The sequence below is a fragment of the Cupriavidus sp. 05L411 genome, from assembly GCF_056398045.1.
The window spans coordinates 88825-106740 of sequence record NZ_JBFTOQ010000020.1 but is presented as its reverse complement, the minus strand read 5'-3'; the positions used below and the strand labels follow the sequence as shown (position 1 = coordinate 106740).

General features: G+C 66.9%; 12 protein-coding genes and 1 pseudogene. 10 read left to right on the top strand and 3 right to left on the bottom strand.

The window, feature by feature from the left end:
- Positions 1-127 precede the first annotated feature (127 nt).
- From AC1DQR_RS23130 to AC1DQR_RS23110, 5 genes are all read left to right on the top strand, one after another.
- Entirely contained in the window at positions 128-1870 is a 1743-nt protein-coding gene (locus tag AC1DQR_RS23130) for an FAD-dependent oxidoreductase (RefSeq protein ID WP_416050805.1), read from the top strand.
- Between the two features lie 175 nt (positions 1871-2045).
- A complete protein-coding gene (locus tag AC1DQR_RS23125; RefSeq protein ID WP_416050804.1) occupies positions 2046-3206 on the top strand; it encodes a polysaccharide biosynthesis/export family protein in 1161 nt (386 codons plus the stop codon).
- Between the two features lie 58 nt (positions 3207-3264).
- Positions 3265-4050, top strand: a complete 786-nt coding sequence (locus tag AC1DQR_RS23120; RefSeq protein ID WP_416050803.1) for a Crp/Fnr family transcriptional regulator — start codon at positions 3265-3267, stop codon at positions 4048-4050.
- Positions 4051-4101: 51 nt separating this feature from the next.
- A complete protein-coding gene (locus AC1DQR_RS23115) occupies positions 4102-6570 on the top strand; it encodes a polysaccharide biosynthesis tyrosine autokinase (protein ID WP_416050802.1) in 2469 nt (822 codons plus the stop codon).
- 119 nt (positions 6571-6689) lie between these two features.
- Positions 6690-7643, top strand: coding sequence for a LysR substrate-binding domain-containing protein (locus AC1DQR_RS23110; RefSeq protein WP_416050801.1), 954 nt, complete (start codon positions 6690-6692; stop codon positions 7641-7643).
- Between the two features lie 15 nt (positions 7644-7658).
- Here AC1DQR_RS23110 and AC1DQR_RS23105 read toward each other — a convergent pair whose 3' ends face one another.
- The gene (locus AC1DQR_RS23105; RefSeq protein ID WP_416050800.1) at positions 7659-8519 is read right to left on the bottom strand and encodes a transglutaminase-like domain-containing protein; all 861 of its coding nucleotides are present in this window, start codon (positions 8517-8519) and stop codon (positions 7659-7661) included.
- A 220-nt stretch (positions 8520-8739) separates the two neighbouring features.
- Entirely contained in the window at positions 8740-9465 is a 726-nt protein-coding gene (locus tag AC1DQR_RS23100; protein ID WP_416050799.1) for a response regulator, read from the bottom strand.
- 611 nt (positions 9466-10076) lie between these two features.
- Here AC1DQR_RS23100 and AC1DQR_RS23095 point away from each other — a divergent pair.
- Together AC1DQR_RS23095 and AC1DQR_RS23090 are read left to right on the top strand one after the other, a co-directional pair.
- On the top strand, positions 10077-10715 hold the full coding sequence (locus tag AC1DQR_RS23095) for a response regulator (protein WP_477133866.1): 639 nt from the start codon (positions 10077-10079) through the stop codon (positions 10713-10715).
- 104 nt (positions 10716-10819) lie between these two features.
- Positions 10820-11515 (top strand): Hpt domain-containing protein, encoded by a 696-nt coding sequence (locus AC1DQR_RS23090; RefSeq protein ID WP_477133865.1) that lies wholly within the window; start codon positions 10820-10822, stop codon positions 11513-11515.
- A gap of 73 nt (positions 11516-11588) precedes the next feature.
- On the opposite strand, the gene AC1DQR_RS23085 is transcribed toward AC1DQR_RS23090, so the two are convergent.
- The gene (locus AC1DQR_RS23085) at positions 11589-14972 is read right to left on the bottom strand and encodes an ATP-binding protein (protein ID WP_416050796.1); all 3384 of its coding nucleotides are present in this window, start codon (positions 14970-14972) and stop codon (positions 11589-11591) included.
- A gap of 422 nt (positions 14973-15394) precedes the next feature.
- Between AC1DQR_RS23085 and AC1DQR_RS23080 the strand changes: the two genes are divergently transcribed.
- From AC1DQR_RS23080 to AC1DQR_RS23070, 3 genes and pseudogenes are all read left to right on the top strand, one after another.
- On the top strand, positions 15395-16126 hold the full coding sequence (locus tag AC1DQR_RS23080) for a glutathione peroxidase (protein WP_150985009.1): 732 nt from the start codon (positions 15395-15397) through the stop codon (positions 16124-16126).
- 204 nt (positions 16127-16330) lie between these two features.
- Entirely contained in the window at positions 16331-17722 is a 1392-nt protein-coding gene (locus tag AC1DQR_RS23075) for a dihydrolipoyl dehydrogenase (protein WP_416053307.1), read from the top strand.
- Between the two features lie 5 nt (positions 17723-17727).
- Positions 17728-17811, top strand: a pseudogene (locus AC1DQR_RS23070) (mechanosensitive ion channel family protein); the annotation flags it as partial.
- Positions 17812-17916 lie beyond the last annotated feature (105 nt).

Here is a 17916-nt window from a genome sequence, read left to right as displayed (position 1 = left end):
GGCAACGCACGCGCTTGGCCGCGGTTGGCGCAATGTTGGCGCACGCGAGCGAGGGCGTCGTACGAAGATGGAAGCGGGAAGGGTAGCGGCAATCCGTCTTGAAACCGGCCAACAGGGGGAGCAGTAGATGTTTATCGACACCAGAAAGCTCGAAGAGGACGCCGTGGTGCACACCACCGTCTGCATCATTGGCGCCGGGGTGGCCGGCATCACGCTGGCGCTGGAGATGCAGCGGCTTGGCATCGATGCCTGCTTGCTGGAGAGTGGCGGCTACAAGGCCGACGACGACACGCGCGACCTCTATCGCGGCGAGAACATCGGGCTGCCCTATACCTTCGCCGATGGCAGCCGCAGCCGCTTTCTCGGCGGCAGCAGCAATTGCTGGGGCGGCTGGTGCCGCCCGCTGGACCCGTGGGACCTGGAAAAGCGCAGCTGGGTGGCGCACAGCGGCTGGCCGTTCGGGCTCGATGAGCTCACCCCATACTACGAGCGCACCCATGCACTGCTCAAGCTCGGGCCCAACAACTTCGATCCCGCTTACTGGGAGGCTGCCATCCGCCGTCCCGACGTGCGGCGCCTGCCGCTGATCGGCGAGCATATCCGCGACACGATCTCGCAGTTCAGCCCGCCGGCCCGCTTTGGCAAGCTGTACCGCGAGCCGCTGGAACAGTCGCATCGCGTCAAGGTGTATCTCTACGCCAACGTGGTCGACATCGGCACCAATGCCGATGCCACGTCAGTGACGGAGGTCTCGGTCGCCACGCTCAGCGGGCGGCACATCAAGGTGGCGGCGCGCTTGTTCGTGCTGGCCACGGGCGGCATCGAGAACGCGCGCCTGCTGCTGGCATCGAACAAGGTGCAGCCTGCCGGCCTGGGCAATGGCGCAGACCTGGTGGGCCGCTATTTCATGGACCATCCGCGGCTGATGTCCGGCAGTGTCCGCTTCAACAAAGGATGGGCGCGCAACAAGCTCTATGACATCAAGTACCACTACCAGAACGCGGCGGTGAGTGCCAACGGCACCTATGTCTCCTCGCAGTTCGCGCTCAAGCCCGCCGTGCTGGAGCGCGAAGGCCTGCTCAATGCGCGGGTGTGGTTCTTCTCGATGTTCTACGGCGAAGGCAGCAAAGGCGCGGAGGCGCTGTTCCGCACCAAGCAGGCACTGTTGAAGAAGGACCAGCCAGGCCACAGCCTCACCCGGGACCTGCTGACCATGGCCGCACATCCGGTCGACACCGTGGGCTTCGGGCTGACGCGGCTGATGCAGCCGCGCTCGCTGATCACCGACGTCAAGATGCAGGCGATCGTGGAGGCCGATCCCGATCCGGACAGCCGGGTGACGCTGTCCGAACACCGCGACCGGCTCGGCGTGCCGCGAGTGCGCGTGCACTGGCGCGTGGGCAGCCTGGTGCAGCGTACCTTCGACCGCACCTTCGCGCTGCTGGCGCAGGAGCTGCAAAGCAGCGGCGTGGCGCAAGTCACGCTGGATCCACCCGTGGAGGGCCAGCCCTGGCCGGCCGCGCTCGAAGGTACCTGGCACCACATGGGCACCACACGCATGCATGATTCGCCAACAATGGGAGTGGTGGACCGCAATAGCCGCGTCCACGGCATCTCGAATCTCTACGTGGCCGGCAGTTCGGTGTTCCCGACCGTCGGCGCGAATTTTCCCACCATCACCATTGCCGCGCTGGCATTGCGCCTGGGCGGCCACATCGCACGGGAGCTCGGCATGCCGTGCGCGACCTACGCGAGCGACGGCACGCCGCAGCGCAAGGCGCCTGCGCGCGAGCCTGAGCAAGCGATGACGCTGGCGGGCGCCGGCATGGGGGCTGCGGCGCAGGGCCTGGCGCCCTTGCGGGAGGAGTGATTTCGGGGGCCGCGCCTGGGTGCGGGCGTGCCTGCGCCACTGTGGCCCAGCGTACATAAAGACCAGGTATTGGCGCGAATCTTGCGGCTATCCGGGGGCCGAGCCCCAGATGGATCGTTGCAGGCACAGCGCCCTCAAACGACTTGAATGCGGTTCACGACAAGGAGACGCTGCCATGGCAACCAGGATCTTTCCCACTCTTGCATTCGTTGCCGCTCTTGGCGGATGCGCGTGGGCGCCGGGTCCGGCACTGGACTCGAGTCGCCTGCATGACGACATCGGCGCCAAGACTGGCACGCAAGCGTACCCGGTGCAACTGATCAACTCGGCGGTGATCTCCCGCCAGATCGACGCGGTCGCCACGACCAACAGCCAGGTGACGCCCGCCACGGGCGCGGACCTTGCCCAGAGCATCGCGAAGTACGAGTACCGCATCGGCCCGCAGGACCTGCTGGGCGTCACGGTGCTGTACAACCCGCAGCTGAGCTCCAGCGCGGCGAACATGCAGCCCATTCCGATCGCGCCCGGCGCCGCCGACGGCGCGCAGCAGCAGGCGCCACTGGAGCAGAACGGGTTTCGCGTCGGCGCCAATGGCGAGGTCTACTATCCGCCCGTGGGCATGCTGCGGGTTGGTGGAAAGACCGTGGAGCAGGTGCGCAGCATGATTTCCACGGCGCTGTCCAAGGAGATCCGGGACCCCCGGGTCGACGTGCGCGTGGTGTCGTACCGCAACAGCCGGATCGACGTCACGGGATTGGTGAAAAACCCCGGATCGCTGCAGGTCACCGATGTGCCGCTCTCGATGATCAACGCCATTGCGCGCACGGGCGGCACGTTGCCCGATGCTGACGTGCAGAAGGTCAGGCTGACGCGCGGCGACAAGGTCTACGAGCTGGACCTCGATACGCTGACCGAGCGGCGCAATGGCGTTGGCGATTTCCTCTTGCAGGGCGGCGACATCATCAACGTGCCCGACCGGCTCTCCAGCCGGATCTTCGTGATGGGCGAAGTGGTCAAGCCGACCTCGCTGCTGATGAACAAGGGCCGCCTCACGCTGGCTGACGCGCTCGCCGGCGTCAACAGCATCGACATCCGCGCTGCCGACCCGCGCCAGGTCTTCGTGATCCGCGGCGCGCGCGAAAACCCGACACAGCCAGCCGTGTACCGGCTTGACATGACACAGGTGGATGCTTTGCTGCTGTCGACGCAGTTCCGCATGGAGCCGCTCGACGTGGTGTATGTGGGCACGTCGGATGCCGTGCGCTTTAACCGGGTGCTCGAGCAGATTACGCCGACCATCCAGACCCTGTTCTTCACCAAGCAACTGGGCAAATAAACCAGGGCTGGCGGGGCAGGCAGTTGGGCAGTTGGGGTCTTGCAGGGGGAAACACGTGATGCACAGCCAGCGATTAGCTCCGGACGTCAATCACCTCCTGCGCGGCTTGCCGCGCGATGACTGGGAGGCCATCTCCAACCACCTCGAACTGGTGCGCCTGCGCCCCGGGCAACTGCTGACCGATTGCGGGCAGCATACCAATCATGTGTATTTCCCGACCACGGCGGTCGTCTCCATGCTGTCCTTCCTGGAGGACGCCACCACCGTCGAGATCGCCACGGTAGGCAACGAAGGCATGGTCGGCATCCCGGTGGTGACGGGGGGCAATGCCATGCCCTACCGGCTGGAGGTGCACACGCCCGGGTTCGGCTACCGGCTCGCGGCGAACAAGCTGCGGCAAGAACTGCTGCGCTCGCCGGCAATCCTGCGGCTGACGCTGCTGTACGTACAGGCATTGCTCACGCAGATCGCGCAGACCGCGGTGTGCAACCGCTATCACTCGCTTAACCAGCAGGTTTGCCGCTGGCTGCTGCTCGCCGTCGACCGCCTCTGCTCGAACGAGATCGCCATCACCCAGCAGGTCATCGCCACCAAGCTGGGCGTGCGCCGCGAGGGCGTGACCGAAGCCGCCAGGAAACTGGCGGATCTCGGGTTGATCCACTACAGCCGCGGCCACATCACGGTGATCGACCGGGTCCGGCTGGAGCTGCACGTCTGCGAGTGCTATGGCCTCGTCAGGCGCGAATACGGGCGCTTGCTGTCCACCGGGGATGACGGGCCAGCCTTGCCGGAACGGGTGGGACACGCCCGCGCGCTGGCTGTGTGCGCGCATCACGCGCACTGAGCGCATGAAGGGCATGGAGTGCATGGAGTGCATGCGGGGGAGCTGAGCGTGATGACCTTTACCGAAGTGGGCTTGTCTGCGGCATCGCGGCAGCCGGGTTCCCGCGCGCGCTGGGGCGCGGCCCGGGCACTGCTTGACCATGCCGGCTGGATCCTTGCCGCCATGCTGTTCGGCGCGCTGTGCGGCGCGCTGTATGCGTGGTCGCTGCCTGCCATGTACGAGGCGGACGTACTGGTGCGCCCGGAGTCTGCCCGGCGGCTTGCGCTGAATGCGCAGGGCACGGCCAACGCGGGGCAGCCCGCCGACGCACTGCGGCCGGATGCGATGACCAGCCGCGCGGTGCTGGCGCCGGTGGTGCGGGAAACCCGGCTCGATATCGCCGCGGCCCCGCGCACGGTGCCCGTGGTTGGCGCGCTATGGGCGCGGTTTGCCGGTGGCGCGCAGGCAGGACCACTCTCTACACCGCTAGCTGCGCCGCTGGAGAGCCTGTCCGCCTACGCCTGGGGTGGTGAGCGGATCGACCTGATCGCCCTCAACGTGCCCGACGCGCTGCTCAACCAGCCACTGACGCTGGTGGCGCAGGGCGACCAGCGCTTTCGCCTGCTGGGCGAGGACGGTGCGTTGCTGCTGACGGGCAAGGTCGGCGACATCGCGCGGGGCAATGGCGTTTCGCTCAAGCTGGCGCAGCTCACCGCGCGCGCGGGGACCGAGTTCGTGGTGATGCGCCGCGACGCCATCACAGCCGTCGAGCTGCTGGCGCGCGGGCTCAAGCTGGAGCCGCAGCGTGGCACGGCCACGGCAACCGGGCCGAATGGCGCAGCGGCGGGCGGCGCGGCTGGCGCGGCCGCTGGTGCAGCCGCCGACGCGGTGCGCATCGTCTGGCGTGACGCCGATCGGGAGCATGCCGCCGCCGTGGTCAATGCCGTGGCGCGCTCGATTGTCGATACGCAGGTTGGCCATCGGCGCGAGCAGGACAACCAGCAGCTGGATTTCGTCTCCAGCGAGCTGCCGCGCGTGAAGGCCGAACTGGAGGCGGCCGAGGCAGCCCTGGCCCGGTACCGCGCGCGCGCCGGGTCATTGCAGCCTTCCCAGGAGTCGCAGTCCTACCTCAGCGGCAGCATCGAGTACCAGCGGCAGATCTCCGGGCTGCGGCTAGAGCGCGCGCGCCTGCTGCGCAATTTCATGCCGCAGAGCCAGGAAGTGCGGGCGATCGACGAGCAGATCGAGCAGCTGCGCGGCGACAGGCGCAGCATGGATAGCCGGCGCCAGGGGCTGTCCGAGGCGGAGCGGGAGTCGGGCGCGCTCAGCCGCGATGTGAAGGTGGCCGAGGACATGTACATGTCCTTGCGCCGGCAGGCACAGCTGCTGGCGCTGGCGCAGTCCGACCAGAGCAGCGATGTGCGGCTCGTGGACCTTGCGGTGGCGCCTGCGCTGCCGGTCGGACCGAATCGGGCGCTGGTGACGGGCCTGGCGGCGCTGCTGGGCCTGTTGGCGGGCTCCGGGCTGGCGGCACTCAAGAGCCGCGCGTCCCGGGGCATGGAGAGCGCGGCCGCGATCGAAGGGAGCCTGGCGCTGCCGATGGTGGGCGAGGTCGTGTTCAGCCCCGAGCAGCTTGAGCTGGAGCGCAAGAGCCTGGCGCAGCCGCGGCCCTTGCGCGCACCGGTCTTGTCCGTGTGCGAGCCGGGCCAGACGGTACGGCTCGCCCGCGGCACGGACGACGCGGCGCGGGCAAGCCTGCGCCACTGCGTGTCCACCGCTTCGGTGCGCCCGGGCGCGGTGCATGATGACACGGTGCTGCACGACCGGTACCTGCTCGCGCGGCAGTATCCGCATGCCCCGGCCGTTGAGGGGCTGCGCACCTTGCGCGCGTCGCTGCACTTCGCCATGGACGGCGCTGCCAACCACATCGTGGCCATTACCAGCGCCTCCGTGGGGGCGGGCAAGACCTTTGGCGCGGTCAACCTGGCCGTGCTGGCGGCGGAGGCCGGCATGCGCGTGCTGGTGGTCGACGCCGACCTGCGCCGTGCCCGCGTGGCCGGGCAGTTCGGCCTGGAGGGCACGCTGGGGCTGGCCGACCTGCTGGGCGGGGCCCTCACGCTGCATGATGCGATCCAGCCCACCGCCGTCGGCGGGCTGTGGCTGCTCTCGGCCGGCACGCGGCCGGCGAATCCATCCGAGCTGCTGATGCTGCCCGCCCTGCGCGAGGTGCTGCTCACCTGCGCCGCGGGCTTTGACCTGGTCCTCGTGGATACGCCCCCCATCCTCGCGGTGGCCGACGCCGCGCTGGTCAGCCGCGTTGCCGGCGCCACGCTGCTGTTCGTGCGCGCTGAGAACACCCCGCAGGAGAAGGTGGTGGAGGCGCTCAAGTACCTGGACCGGGCCCACGCCAACGTGATCGGCGGCGTGCTTAATGGCTTGCAGGTGCGCCGGAGCAACCGGGAGCGCTGCGCCGAGACCAGCGACTACCTGCGCGCGAGCGCGCCGGAGGATGGCACGGTGCCGGCCTGGCGCATCGGCTGACCCGCCGTCTTCGACTTTTCCCTGCGTAGCGGCCATGGGCGCCGCTGCGTGCCCGCGCGTGCGTGCGGGCACGCGGCATGCCTGCCATCTTCTCCACCCTTATCGACCATAACGGCCTCATGAGAAGCACGAACGGCAGGCACCTGCCCGCGCTGTCCCACCTGGTGGCGCTAGAAGCTACCGTCAGGCTAGCCAGCGTGACGGGCGCGGCCGACGAGCTATGCCTGACGCAGAGCGCGGTCAGCAAGCAGTTGACCGAGCTCGAAGAGTACCTCGGCGTGCCCATGCTGACCCGCCGCAAGGGCGCGGTCTCGCCCACCCAGGCCGGCGAGCAATATCTGCGCGCGGTCCGCAAGGTGATTGCCGAACTGGAGGAAGCCACGCTGGAGGTGCTGACAAGCAGGGGCAGCGGTGGCCGGCTCGATCTGCGCGTGCCGGCTTCGCTAGGCAATATCTGGTTGCTGCCGAGGCTGGCGGGGTTTGCCAAGGCCTATCCCCAGATCCAGGTCAACGTCACCGCCAAGGCAGGCACGGTGGATCTGCGTGCGTCCGGCCTGGACGGCGCGATCCAGGTTTGCACGGGCCCGCCCGAAGGGCATGTCGGCGTCAAGGTGATGCCACTGGCCTTGTTTCCGGTGTGCGTGCCCGAACTGCTGGCGCAGGCGGAGTCCGCCCAGGCTGCGCTGGAGCACCTGCCGCTGCTGCACCAGGCGGAGGCGCTGGAGGCATGGGCGGGCTACTTCGACGTGATCGGCATGGCGGCGCGCAGGGCCCTGCGCGGGCCGCGCTATGCCTCGCTGGCCATGGGGCTGCAGGCGGCGCTCAGCGGCATGGGGATCGCCCTGCTGCCCGATTACGTGGTGAGGGAGGACCTGAAGGCGGGGCGGTTGGTGCGCTTGCTGGACGCCACTTATGTCTCGCCCAAGTCCTATTACTTTGTTTGCCTTGAGGACAAGTGGCATAGCCCGTTGGTTGGGGTCTTCGTGTCCTGGCTGCTGGCGGAGGTGGCGGCGGATACGCCACCCTGCATATCGCCGGAAATGCCCCCCCAGATGCCAGCCGGGAGTGAATAGGCCGGCCGCCATGCCTTACCAGGTGCAGATGCCCCAGTCGGTGTACAGCGGCATTTCCAGGCCGAGCGCCGTATCTGTCACCGCATGGATCTGCACGAAGGGCCGCTCGGACTCCACTTTGCCAAAGATCGCCGCGAACGGGATCTCACCCGCATCGCGTCCCGTGCCGATGCGCAGCAGGCCCGTGGGAATGGAGGTGCCGGAGGGGTCGACGAGATACCACCTGCCCGACAGGAAGACTTCCACGAAGGCATGGAAATCCGGCGGCCCGAGCGCGGGATCCGCGCCGTAGTCCAGGCTGCTGGAGATGCGCGCGGGAATGCTCAGCGCCCGGCAGATGGCAATCATCAGGTGCGCGAAATCCCGGCACACGCCGATGCGCTCGACGATCGTGTCCACGGCCGAGGTGCGCTCATTGGTGGACGTCGAGAGGAAACGCACATGGTTGCGCGCCCATTCCCGGATTGCGACGATGCGCGAGTAGCCCCATGGCACCCTGCCGAACTCCCGCAGGGCAAACTCCATCAGGCGGTCGGATTCGCAGTAGCGGCTAGGCGCCAGGTAGGGCAGCACCTCGAAGGGCAGTTGCGCGATCGGCACTTCGTGCAAGGTCGAAGGATCGTCGAGGCGATGGTCGATATCGACCACGGCGTCATAGTGGATCGCCAGATGCCCCTTGGGGGCGCGCAGCCGGATCAGCCGGTTGCATAGCACGGCATCGGTGTACTGGTCCATGCGCAGCACGGGCGGCACTGTCAGGCGCTCGGAAACAATGCGCTGGCGGGCGGTACGGGCGGCTTCGATGTTGAACAGGAAGTCAGCCTCGGCATCCAGGACTTCGTACGACAGGTCCACCGAGTATCGAAGACGATTCATTTGATGCCCCCTTGCCCGCGCGGCATGACAGGCGCTTGCTGGATGAATGGTTCGTGACAGGGCTCAACGGATCGCCACGGCAGCCGTCAAGCGGGGATGCGTGCCCGTCCATGGTCGCCGTCCCTCATGGGAAAGTCCAGTGAATCCGTTGAACGCCCTTTGCGGGTGTCCCTTGTTCCCCCCAACGCCTGGGCGCCCACGCTCCTCTATCCGCTATCCGCTATCGCGGGCCGCTGTTCTTTGGCCGTGGCACCAGCTTGCCCGCGGCTTGCTTGCGGGGCTGGCCGAGCAGGCCAACGGAGACGGCGTAGCTGAAAAGATCCAGGTCGCCGCGCAGCCCGAGCTTGCGCATGGCGGACACCTTCTGGGTGCTGATGGTCTTGACGCTGCGCCCGAGACTCACGCCGATCTCGCTGACGGACATGCCCGACAGGTAAAGCCGGATCACGTCGGTCTCGCGCGGGCTGAGCGCGCTGAACCGGGAGCGCACGTCCACGTCCGGTCCGGTGCTGTCCAGCAGTTGCCGGATCGTCGGCGACAGGTAGCGCGCGCCGTCGAGCACCTGCGACAGGCCAACCGCGATATGCGAGGCATCGTCGAGCTTGCTGACCACCGACAAGCGCTCGAACCGGACCAGCCTGCCGATCTGCGTGGGGTTTTCCAGCATGGTGACCACCAGGATCGACAGCGCGGGATAGCGGCGCCGCACGAACTCGATCATGTGCAGGCCGTCTCCATGCACGCCGCCTGGCATCGCATAGTCCGTCAGCAGGATGTCGCACGGTTGCCGGCTGAGCGCGGCGAGGATTTCGGTCGAGTTCCGCGCGATGCCGGCAATCTCTATGCCCTCGAACTGCGCCAGCAAGCCTCGCAAGCCCAGCAGCATGACGGGATGGTCGTCGGCGATGACGATGTGGGATTTGGAGAGCGAGCGGTTAGCCGGCATGGTCATGGGTCCACGACGACGAACTGCGGCAGCGCATGCATTGCCGGGGCCGCTCCATCGGCCCCGGCAACTGGCGTGGGCAAAGAGGGGTGACGTCGCTCATGGCAGAGTTCCTTGCGCTCCTGAAATGGCGGCGCGGCGCGCCGAAGAAAGTACTGAATTTGTGACTGCTGACTGTATCGCCGGGAACGCCATGCTGGTTTGAGAAATTTCCTCATTTCGCCGCAATTGCGGGGGGCGAGCCGGGAACCGCGCGGCAGCCCGAGGCGCTTCATCAGCGTCCCACTCCCCAGGTCTTTCTCCCGATTGCCTAGGAAGATTCCCAACGGAAGGCCGAGCGACGTCGCCATCCGTTGGGCGGTCCAATGTTGAAAAGTGATTCTTTCGCACTTTTTCAGGCATTCCAACCTGCCGGCACGATGTGTCAGCGCACGCTGCAGGGTTGAGTCTCCCCCTCCTTTGGGAAATTTCCGGTGGCTGATTCGGAAGTTTCACGCCGGTTCGGGGGCAACTTCACCACATAATCCGCGCTTCACCTGCCGATTGCCGATTGCCGGCTGTCGCCCGACGCAGGCGAGTTCGTTTCTTGGCAGCCTTGGGGGAGAGCGTGAGTGGCAACTATCCTGATCGTCGACGATCATCCCGCACTGCGCCTGGTGATCAAGGCCCAGTTGTCGCAAGTGCTTGGGGTCAGCCATATTCTGGAAGCCGACAACGGCCAGACTGCAATTGAAGCCGCACGGCAGTTCGAGCCCGATGTTGCCGTGCTGGACCTGGATATTCCCCGTATCAGCGGGCTGGATGTGATCCCGCGCCTGAAGCGGATTTATCCGCCGATCCGGATCCTGGTGATTTCGGGTCAGGACCAGGCCGTCTTCGCGCCGCGGGTGCGGCGGGCGGGCGCCCAGGGCTTCGTCAGCAAGATGCAGGACATGAAGGAAATCGTGCGCTGCGTCGAGTGGGTGATGGCCGGCTACACGGTGTTTCCCGAAATGCGTTATGAGCGCGAGCTGCCGCAGCTCAACCAGCGGCCGGATGAAGAGCGGCTCGCGTTGCTCTCGGACAAAGAGATCGTCATCCTGCAGATGCTGGTCAGGGGCTTGTCCAACAAGGCGATCGGAGACCTCTTATTTATCAGCAACAAAACGGTGAGCAGCCACAAGACCCGCATCATGGGCAAGCTGCGGGCTACCTCGCTGGTGGACCTGGTCGACTTAGCGCGGCGTTGCCGCCTGACGCCTTCGCAATGACGCCAGCCAGTGGCCGCTCATCGGCAGTGGGGTAACAATATGCAGTTGTTCACAGAGGCAAATACATGATCCGTGCGCTATTACTCAGCACTACCGAGAGTGGCGTGCAAGCGTTGCAAATCAGCGGGCTGACGACCGTGCTTGCGGGCCTGGGCTTTTCCGTCGAGCACGTGGGCCTGGCCAGCCCGGATCCGGGGCGCGTCCAAAGCGAGCCGCCCAGGCTGGTGCTGGTCTGGCTGGCCCATGACCATGCCGGCGAGCTCGCGCGCAGCGACTTCGGCCTGTCCCCGGACAGTCTGTTGTTTTCGGTGGTGCAGGCCGGCGCGGATGCGAGCGTGGTTGATGCAGCCCATGGCGCCGCCTTCGATGCAACGCTGAGCGCGCCGGTCAACGTCGGCGCGCTGGCGCACGCGCTGGCCGAGCACGGGTTTGTCGCGGTGTCGCCCGGCGAATGCGCGGCCGTCGGCACGCTGCTCGATACGCTCGCGGGCGGTGACGCGGATATCGTCAGGGACCTGGTGGACAGCCTGGTCGAGACCAACCGCATTGACCTCGAGATGATGCGCACGGCGCTGGCGGATGGCGCCTGGCAGCGGTTTGGCAGCGGGGCTCACCGCATCAAGGGCTCGGCCCGGATCCTGGAGTGCGGGGCGCTGGTCACGCTTTGCGGCCGGCTCGAATCCGTTGCCCAGTTCGGCGACCTCGCCACCGCGCAAGCCTTGCTGCCGATTCTTGCCCCAACGCTGGCGCATCTCGACGCATCGCTGGCGGCGCCGCGCCTGCCCCCCCGGGCAGCCTGAGCAGCCTGTGCGCTATCTCGACCCTAACTGCGATCCCAATCGCTACCGCGCCCCATGACGGGGTTCCCGGCAGCTAGCCCGGTTGAGCGTCGCCCTTGGCTGTGCGAGCGCCACTGCGCAGATGCCCGCGCAACGCGCGTTCCAGCGTGGCCAGGCCCACCGGCTTGACCATCACTTCGCTCATGCCCGCGGCCAGCGCATGCAGGTGATCCTCGCTCTGCGCGCTCGCCGTGCAGCCGATGATGGGGATGCGGCCGAGCGCATCCTTGCGTGCGCGTATTGCCTGGGCCAGGCTGAAGCCATCCATCACCGGCATCATGCAGTCGCAGATGATCAGGTCCGCGGGGCACCGCTGCAGGTCCTGCAAGGCAACGGCGCCGTTCTCCGCTGTCGCCACGGTAATGCCAAGCCGCTCCAGCTGGCGCGCCATCAACAACCGGTTGGGTGCGTGGTCGTCCACGATGAGCACGCGGGTGCCTGGCGCAAACAGCGCGATGCCCGCGTTGCCGGCAGGCGGCGCGTCTGCCGGGGGCGGCGAGGCCGAAACCTCCAGGCTGAGGCGCACCAGCACCTGCGTGCCGCGTCCCGGTTCGCTCTCCAGGGTGATCTCGCCTCCCATCCTGCGTACCAGGTTTTGTGCGATGGACAGGCCGAGCCCGGTGCCGCCGGTGTTCGCGCGCCCGGTTGACTCCACCTGGGAAAACGGCCGGAACAGCTTGCCGATCGCCTCCGCGGGAATGCCGATGCCGGTGTCCTTGATGCTGAGGCACAGCGCTTGCGAGGCCCCCGGCGCGGCAGAGCCGTCGAGCCGGATATCCACGCTGCCGCGCTCGGTAAAGCGGATGGCATTGGAGAGAAAGTTGCTGATGACCTGCTTCATGCGAAGGATATCCACGCGATGCGCCGGCGCCACGGCATCGCTCACGCAGACGTTCAAGGCCACGCCCTTCTGCGCGGCGACGGGACCGAACATCTGCGTGACTTCATGCAGGCCCTGGCGCAGGCTGGCGGCACGGGGTTGCAGCGTGAACTTGCCGGCCTCCATCTTGGAGAGGTCCAGGATATCGTCCAGCAGCGACAGCAGCGACGTGGCCGCGCCATGCGCCGTGTCGAGTTGCTCGCGATCCTCGTGCCGGGCGTGCCGGCGCGTCAGCACCAGTTCCAGCATCCCGAGGATGGCGTTCATCGGCGTGCGTATCTCATGGCTGATCGATGCCAGGAATGTCGACTTGGCGCGGTTGGCGGCCTCGGCGCGGTTCTTGGCGGCAGCCAGTTCGGCCAGCATCTGCTGGCGTTCCGTCACATCGATCCAGCCCCCGACGATGCCCGCCGTGCTGCCATTGGCGCGGCGCAGTGGCACCACCCAGCTGATCACGCTGCACGGCGCGTTGCCGATGGTCAGTTGGCGATCGGCGCTGAACGGCAGGCCGGTGCGCAGCACGCGCTGATAAACGGCCATCAGTTCCGGGTGGCTGATATCGGGGTTGAAGGCGGAGTGCACGAAGGCCGGCCCGGTCCCGGCCAGCGCCCGCCGCGTCGTGCCCAGCGCCGCTTCGTAGGCGGTATTGCAGGTAATCATGCGGAACTGGTTGTCACGCAGGTAGATGGGCTGGGGAATGCCGTCGAGCACTGCCGTCTGGAACGCGACCTGGTCCTGCAAGGCACGCTCGGCCGCGGCGCGCTGGGTCACCTGCCGGCGCAGCGAGGTCACCCAAGCCAGAAACAGCAGGCCGACCAGCAGCAGGGCGGCCGCGCCAGCCATCAACCATGGCATGAACCGGCGCCAGGCGAAGCCCGTCGCCCTGGGTTCCGTCCAATGCGCGCGCATGGCGCCAAGCTCGTCGCGCGAGATGCCCAGGATGGCCTTGTTGATGATGCCCAGCAATTCCGGGTGCCGGTTGTTGACACCCACGCCGACTTCCAGCGGCACGCCGCCCGCGGCGGCAGCGACCTTGAGCCGGCCGGCATAGGTTTGCCTGAGCATCTGGTCGGCCATGAAGGCGCTGGAGATGGTGGCATCCGCGCGTCCCGTGGCGACCATGCGGAACGCCTCATCGTACGAGTTGGTCTCGCGCTGGCTCACCGGATAGCTGGCCCGCACGAGATCGTAGAACCCGTTGAGCGGCGGCCCCGCGATGACCTTGTTGGCAAGGTCGGGCAGGCTCTTGATGCTGTCGTCGCCGGCGCGCGTGACAACGACCCAGTTGCCGGAAAAATAGGGCGCGCTGACCGAGAGCGGGGCGTTGCCGGTGGCGGCATGGTTCAGCGGCAGGATGGGCACCACGTCCAGCGTGCCGTTCTTGATCGCGGCAGTCACGTCCGCGGCGCTGGCCGGCCAGTAAGGGACGAAACGCAGCCCGGTGCGCTGCGCGATCAGTTGCAGCACTTGCTCGGTGAGCCCGCCCAGGCGTTGCCTGGCGTTGACGAACTGGAAGGGAACCAGGTCGCGTGCCGCCAGGTAGCGCACCTCCGGATGCAGGGCTGTCCACGCGCGCTCCGCCGCGGAGAGATTGAGCTTGTCGGTGATATCGAACTCGAGCGAGCTGGGCGTCCAGAAGGCGTCGATCTCGTGCTTGAGCGCCGCGGGCATCTGCGCCAGCACCTGGTCGATGATCCGGCCCAGCGCGGGGTCGCTCACGGCGAACGTGATGCCCTCGTGCGCCAGCGGCGCGAAGTTGCGTGCCGTCAGTTCGTCGTAGCGGTATTGCTCGACGAGGTAGCCGGCCGCGGTGGCGTTGGTGACCATGACGAAGTCCCCATCCCGGGAGAGCTGGTCGAGTGCGCCGAGCAGGTTCTCGAACGGCAGCAGCCGCGCGTCAGGGTAGGCTCGCTGCAGCAAGGCCGGCGAGACTTCGCCCGCCAGGTAGCCGATGGTGCGGCTGGCCTGGTTGCGCGCGCCGTCTCGCCGGGACACGACCTCGATCAGGCGCTGGTCGTGGTACGGCGCGGTTCGCACGCCGGTGCCCGGGCTGTCCAGCGAGGTGGTGATCAGGTCGATGGCGCCGCCGGCCAGATGGCTGCGTGCCAGTTCGTGCGAGGGGTAGCGCTGGATCTGCGCCGGCACGCCAAGCCGGGCCACCACCACGGCAAGGTAGTCGGCGGAAATCCCGCGGTAGTTCCCATTCAGGTCGACCAGGTCGAACGGGGGCAGGTAGTTGCCAACCACGCCCACCCGCAAGGCCTTGTGCGCGCGCCGCCATGCATGCAACGCCGTATCGTCGCCCCGGGCCGATGCGGCACGGTCGATGGCATCGCTTGTGCCGGCGGGGTCCAGGCGCACCTGGGCGTTCAGGCGCAACGTGCGCAGGGGCTCGGCAGGCAGGGCGGCCAGCGCCGGCGCGCCCTGGCAAAGCGCCAGCAGCAGCACAAACAGTTGTCGGCGCCACCAGTTGGCCGGCACGCGCCGGCTCGCGGTGGGCGAGCCGTCCGCCGGATGCGGGGAACTGCAGATGCACATAAGGGATTCTCGTGGAGGGAGGCGTGCCGGATCTGCGCACGCATGGGGTTGCAGCCTCCTGGCGACGCAGGACGCCAGCCAGGAAGTGCATGCCTTGGCCCAAATGTACGGGCCGCGCTTGCGCACAGATTTGAGAAATGTCTGAAAAGACCTGCAGAACTTTCCGAGGCTAGCGCGCTGAAAATGCGATGCGGGCAGATCACATCCAGTGACGCCGTCACATAAAAGAGATGTTTAGGTCGCTAGAGGCCGGTTTAGGAGGCTTCTTATATCGTGATAGGGCCAGGCTATCCACGGACCATAGTAAAAAGCAATCATTGTCTTTGTAATGATGAATTGTACAAATCACCTGGGCGCGGACAGAATCGGGTCTTCGCTGCAACACGCGGCCATCCACCCCCAAGTCATCCAGGAGCTAACCCATGCTGCAATCCCGTGAAGGTCAACGCGTTCCCAATGTCACGTTCCGTGTTCGCGAGAACAACGAATGGAAGACCGTGACCACGGCCGACTTGTTCGAAGGCAAGACCATCGCGCTGTTCTCGCTGCCGGGCGCATTCACCCCGACCTGTTCGTCCACCCACCTGCCGCGCTACAACGAGCTGGCGCCGGTGTTCGCCAAGCACGGCGTGGACGCGATCCTGTGCGTCTCGGTCAACGACACGTTCGTGATGAACGAGTGGGCGAAAGACCAGGAGTCGGAGAACATCGTGATGATTCCCGATGGCAACGGCGAATTCACCGAAGGCATGGGCATGCTGGTCGACAAGGCTGACCTCGGGTTCGGCAAGCGCAGCTGGCGCTATTCGATGCTGGTCAAGGACGGCGTGGTCGACAAGATGTTCATCGAGCCGGAAGAGCCGGGCGACCCGTTCAAGGTGTCGGACGCCGACACCATGCTCAACTACATTGCCCCCAACGCCAAGAAGCCCGACCAGGTCGTGGTGTTCTCCAAGGTGGGTTGCTCGTTCTGCGCCAAGGCCAAGCAGATGCTGTCGGACCACGGCTTCGAGTACATCGACGTGCCGCTGGAACACAAGATCCGCGGCAAGGTGCTGGGCGCCTTGTCGGGCGACATGACCGCGCCGCAGATCTTCATCAACGGCAAGCTGATCGGCGGCGCCGACGCGCTTGAGACCTACCTGGTTCGCTAAGCCTTAGCCCGCCACGCAACACGCTTGATCGCCGCAGGGCACGGCCGCCGGCAAGGCCGGCAGACGTGCCCCAGTCGGCGGACCCGATGGCAGCGCCACCCGGTGCCATCCGGTCCGTTGATTGACACAGCCTTTACCAGGAACGCCGACATGACCACCCCGCAGAACGTGCAAAACGCGCAGAACTTGCAGAACGTGAAGACCGTGCAAACCATCCAGACCGATGTCGCCGTGATCGGCGCCGGCACGGCGGGCCTGGCCGCATACCGCGCGGCCCGCGCTGCCGGCAAGCGCGCCGTCATCGTCGAAGGCGGCCCCTATGGCACCACCTGCGCCCGCGTGGGCTGCATGCCCTCCAAGCTGCTGATCGCCGCGGCCGAGGCCGCGCATGAGCTGCGCCACACGGCTGCCTTCGGCGTGCATGTGGATGGCGAGATCCGCATCGACGGGCGCGAAGTCATGGCGCGCGTCAAGCGCGAGCGCGACCGCTTTGTCGGCTTCGTGGTGCGCGGCGTGGACGGCATTCCCGCCGAGGACAAGGTGAGCGGCTATGCCCGCTTCATCGACAACACCGTGCTGCAGGTTGGCGAGCACACCACCGTGCGTGCCAGCCGTGTGGTGATCGCCACCGGCTCCAGCCCGGTGATCCCGCCGCCGTTCAAGGTGTTCGGCGATCGCCTGGTGGTCAACGACGATGTCTTCGCCTGGGATGACCTGCCGCGCCGCGTCGCCGTGTTCGGCCCTGGCGTGATCGGGCTGGAACTTGGCCAGGCACTGTCCCGCCTGGGCGTGCAGGTGCGCGTGTTCGGCTTGCGCGGCGGCGTGGGCCCGCTGACCGATCCGGCCATCAAGGCCAATGCGGTGGCTAGCTACCGCGAGGAGTTCTACCTCGATCCGGACGCCAGGCTTGCCGCGATGCATCGCGATGGCGACGAGGCGGTGATCAGCTTTACCGATCTCTCGGGCAACACCGTGACGGAGCGCTTTGACTACGTGCTCGCCGCCACCGGCCGCCAGCCCAATGTGCGCGGCCTCGGGCTTGAGCACACCGGCCTGGCATTGGATTGGCGCGGCGTGCCGGTATTCGACCCGGCCACCCTGCAATGCGGCACGGCGCCGGTTTTCATCGCCGGCGACGCCAACGATGTCCTGCCGCTGCTGCACGAAGCTGCCGACGAAGGCAAGGCCGCCGGCGAGAACGCCGCGGCCTATCCCGAGGTGCGCCCCTTGTCGCGCCGCGCCCCGATCGGCGTGGTCTTCACCGACCCGCAGATCGCCATGGTGGGCCAGCGCCATGCCGACCTTGAGCCCGACAGCTTTGTCACCGGCGAGGTGAGTTTCGAGGACCAGGGCCGCAGCCGCGTCATGCTCAAGAACCGTGGGCTGATGCACGTCTATGCCGACAAGGATAGCGGGCGCTTTCTCGGTGCGGAATGGACCGGCCCGCGCGCCGAGAATATCGCGCACTTGCTGGCCTGGGCTTACCAGCAAGCGCTCACCATCGAGCAGATGCTGGCCATGCCGTACTACCACCCGGTGGTGGAAGAGGGCCTGCGCACCGCGCTGCGCGATGCGGCCGCGAAGCTGGCCGGCTGAGCCCGGTCATCACGGTCACGCTGAACGTGGTGCTGGTGATCGGCATCCTTGACAACTTCGGCATCCAGACCACCCGCTTCGTTGCGCTGGCGCCCCATTGACGACGCTGTGATTCCGTTGTAGGCAGCGCGGATGACGGACTTGCCTGCCTGGCCGGCTTGCAGTTGCCCGTTTTGTGGGCAGTCCGATGGGGT

Bases quoted from the DNA above. Each gene is read 5' to 3' on its own strand.
- AC1DQR_RS23120 (WP_416050803.1), top strand. From the start codon at position 3,265: ATGCACAGCCAGCGATTAGCTCCGGACGTCAATCACCTCCTGCGCGGC.
- AC1DQR_RS23125 (WP_416050804.1), top strand. From the start codon at position 2,046: ATGGCAACCAGGATCTTTCCCACTCTTGCATTCGTTGCCGCTCTTGGC.
- AC1DQR_RS23080 (WP_150985009.1), top strand. From the start codon at position 15,395: ATGCTGCAATCCCGTGAAGGTCAACGCGTTCCCAATGTCACGTTCCGT.
- AC1DQR_RS23105 (WP_416050800.1), bottom strand. From the start codon at position 8,519: ATGAATCGTCTTCGATACTCGGTGGACCTGTCGTACGAAGTCCTGGAT.
- AC1DQR_RS23085 (WP_416050796.1), bottom strand. From the start codon at position 14,972: ATGTGCATCTGCAGTTCCCCGCATCCGGCGGACGGCTCGCCCACCGCG.
- AC1DQR_RS23100 (WP_416050799.1), bottom strand. From the start codon at position 9,465: ATGCCGGCTAACCGCTCGCTCTCCAAATCCCACATCGTCATCGCCGAC.
- AC1DQR_RS23115 (WP_416050802.1), top strand. From the start codon at position 4,102: ATGACCTTTACCGAAGTGGGCTTGTCTGCGGCATCGCGGCAGCCGGGT.
- AC1DQR_RS23110 (WP_416050801.1), top strand. From the start codon at position 6,690: ATGAGAAGCACGAACGGCAGGCACCTGCCCGCGCTGTCCCACCTGGTG.
- AC1DQR_RS23130 (WP_416050805.1), top strand. From the start codon at position 128: ATGTTTATCGACACCAGAAAGCTCGAAGAGGACGCCGTGGTGCACACC.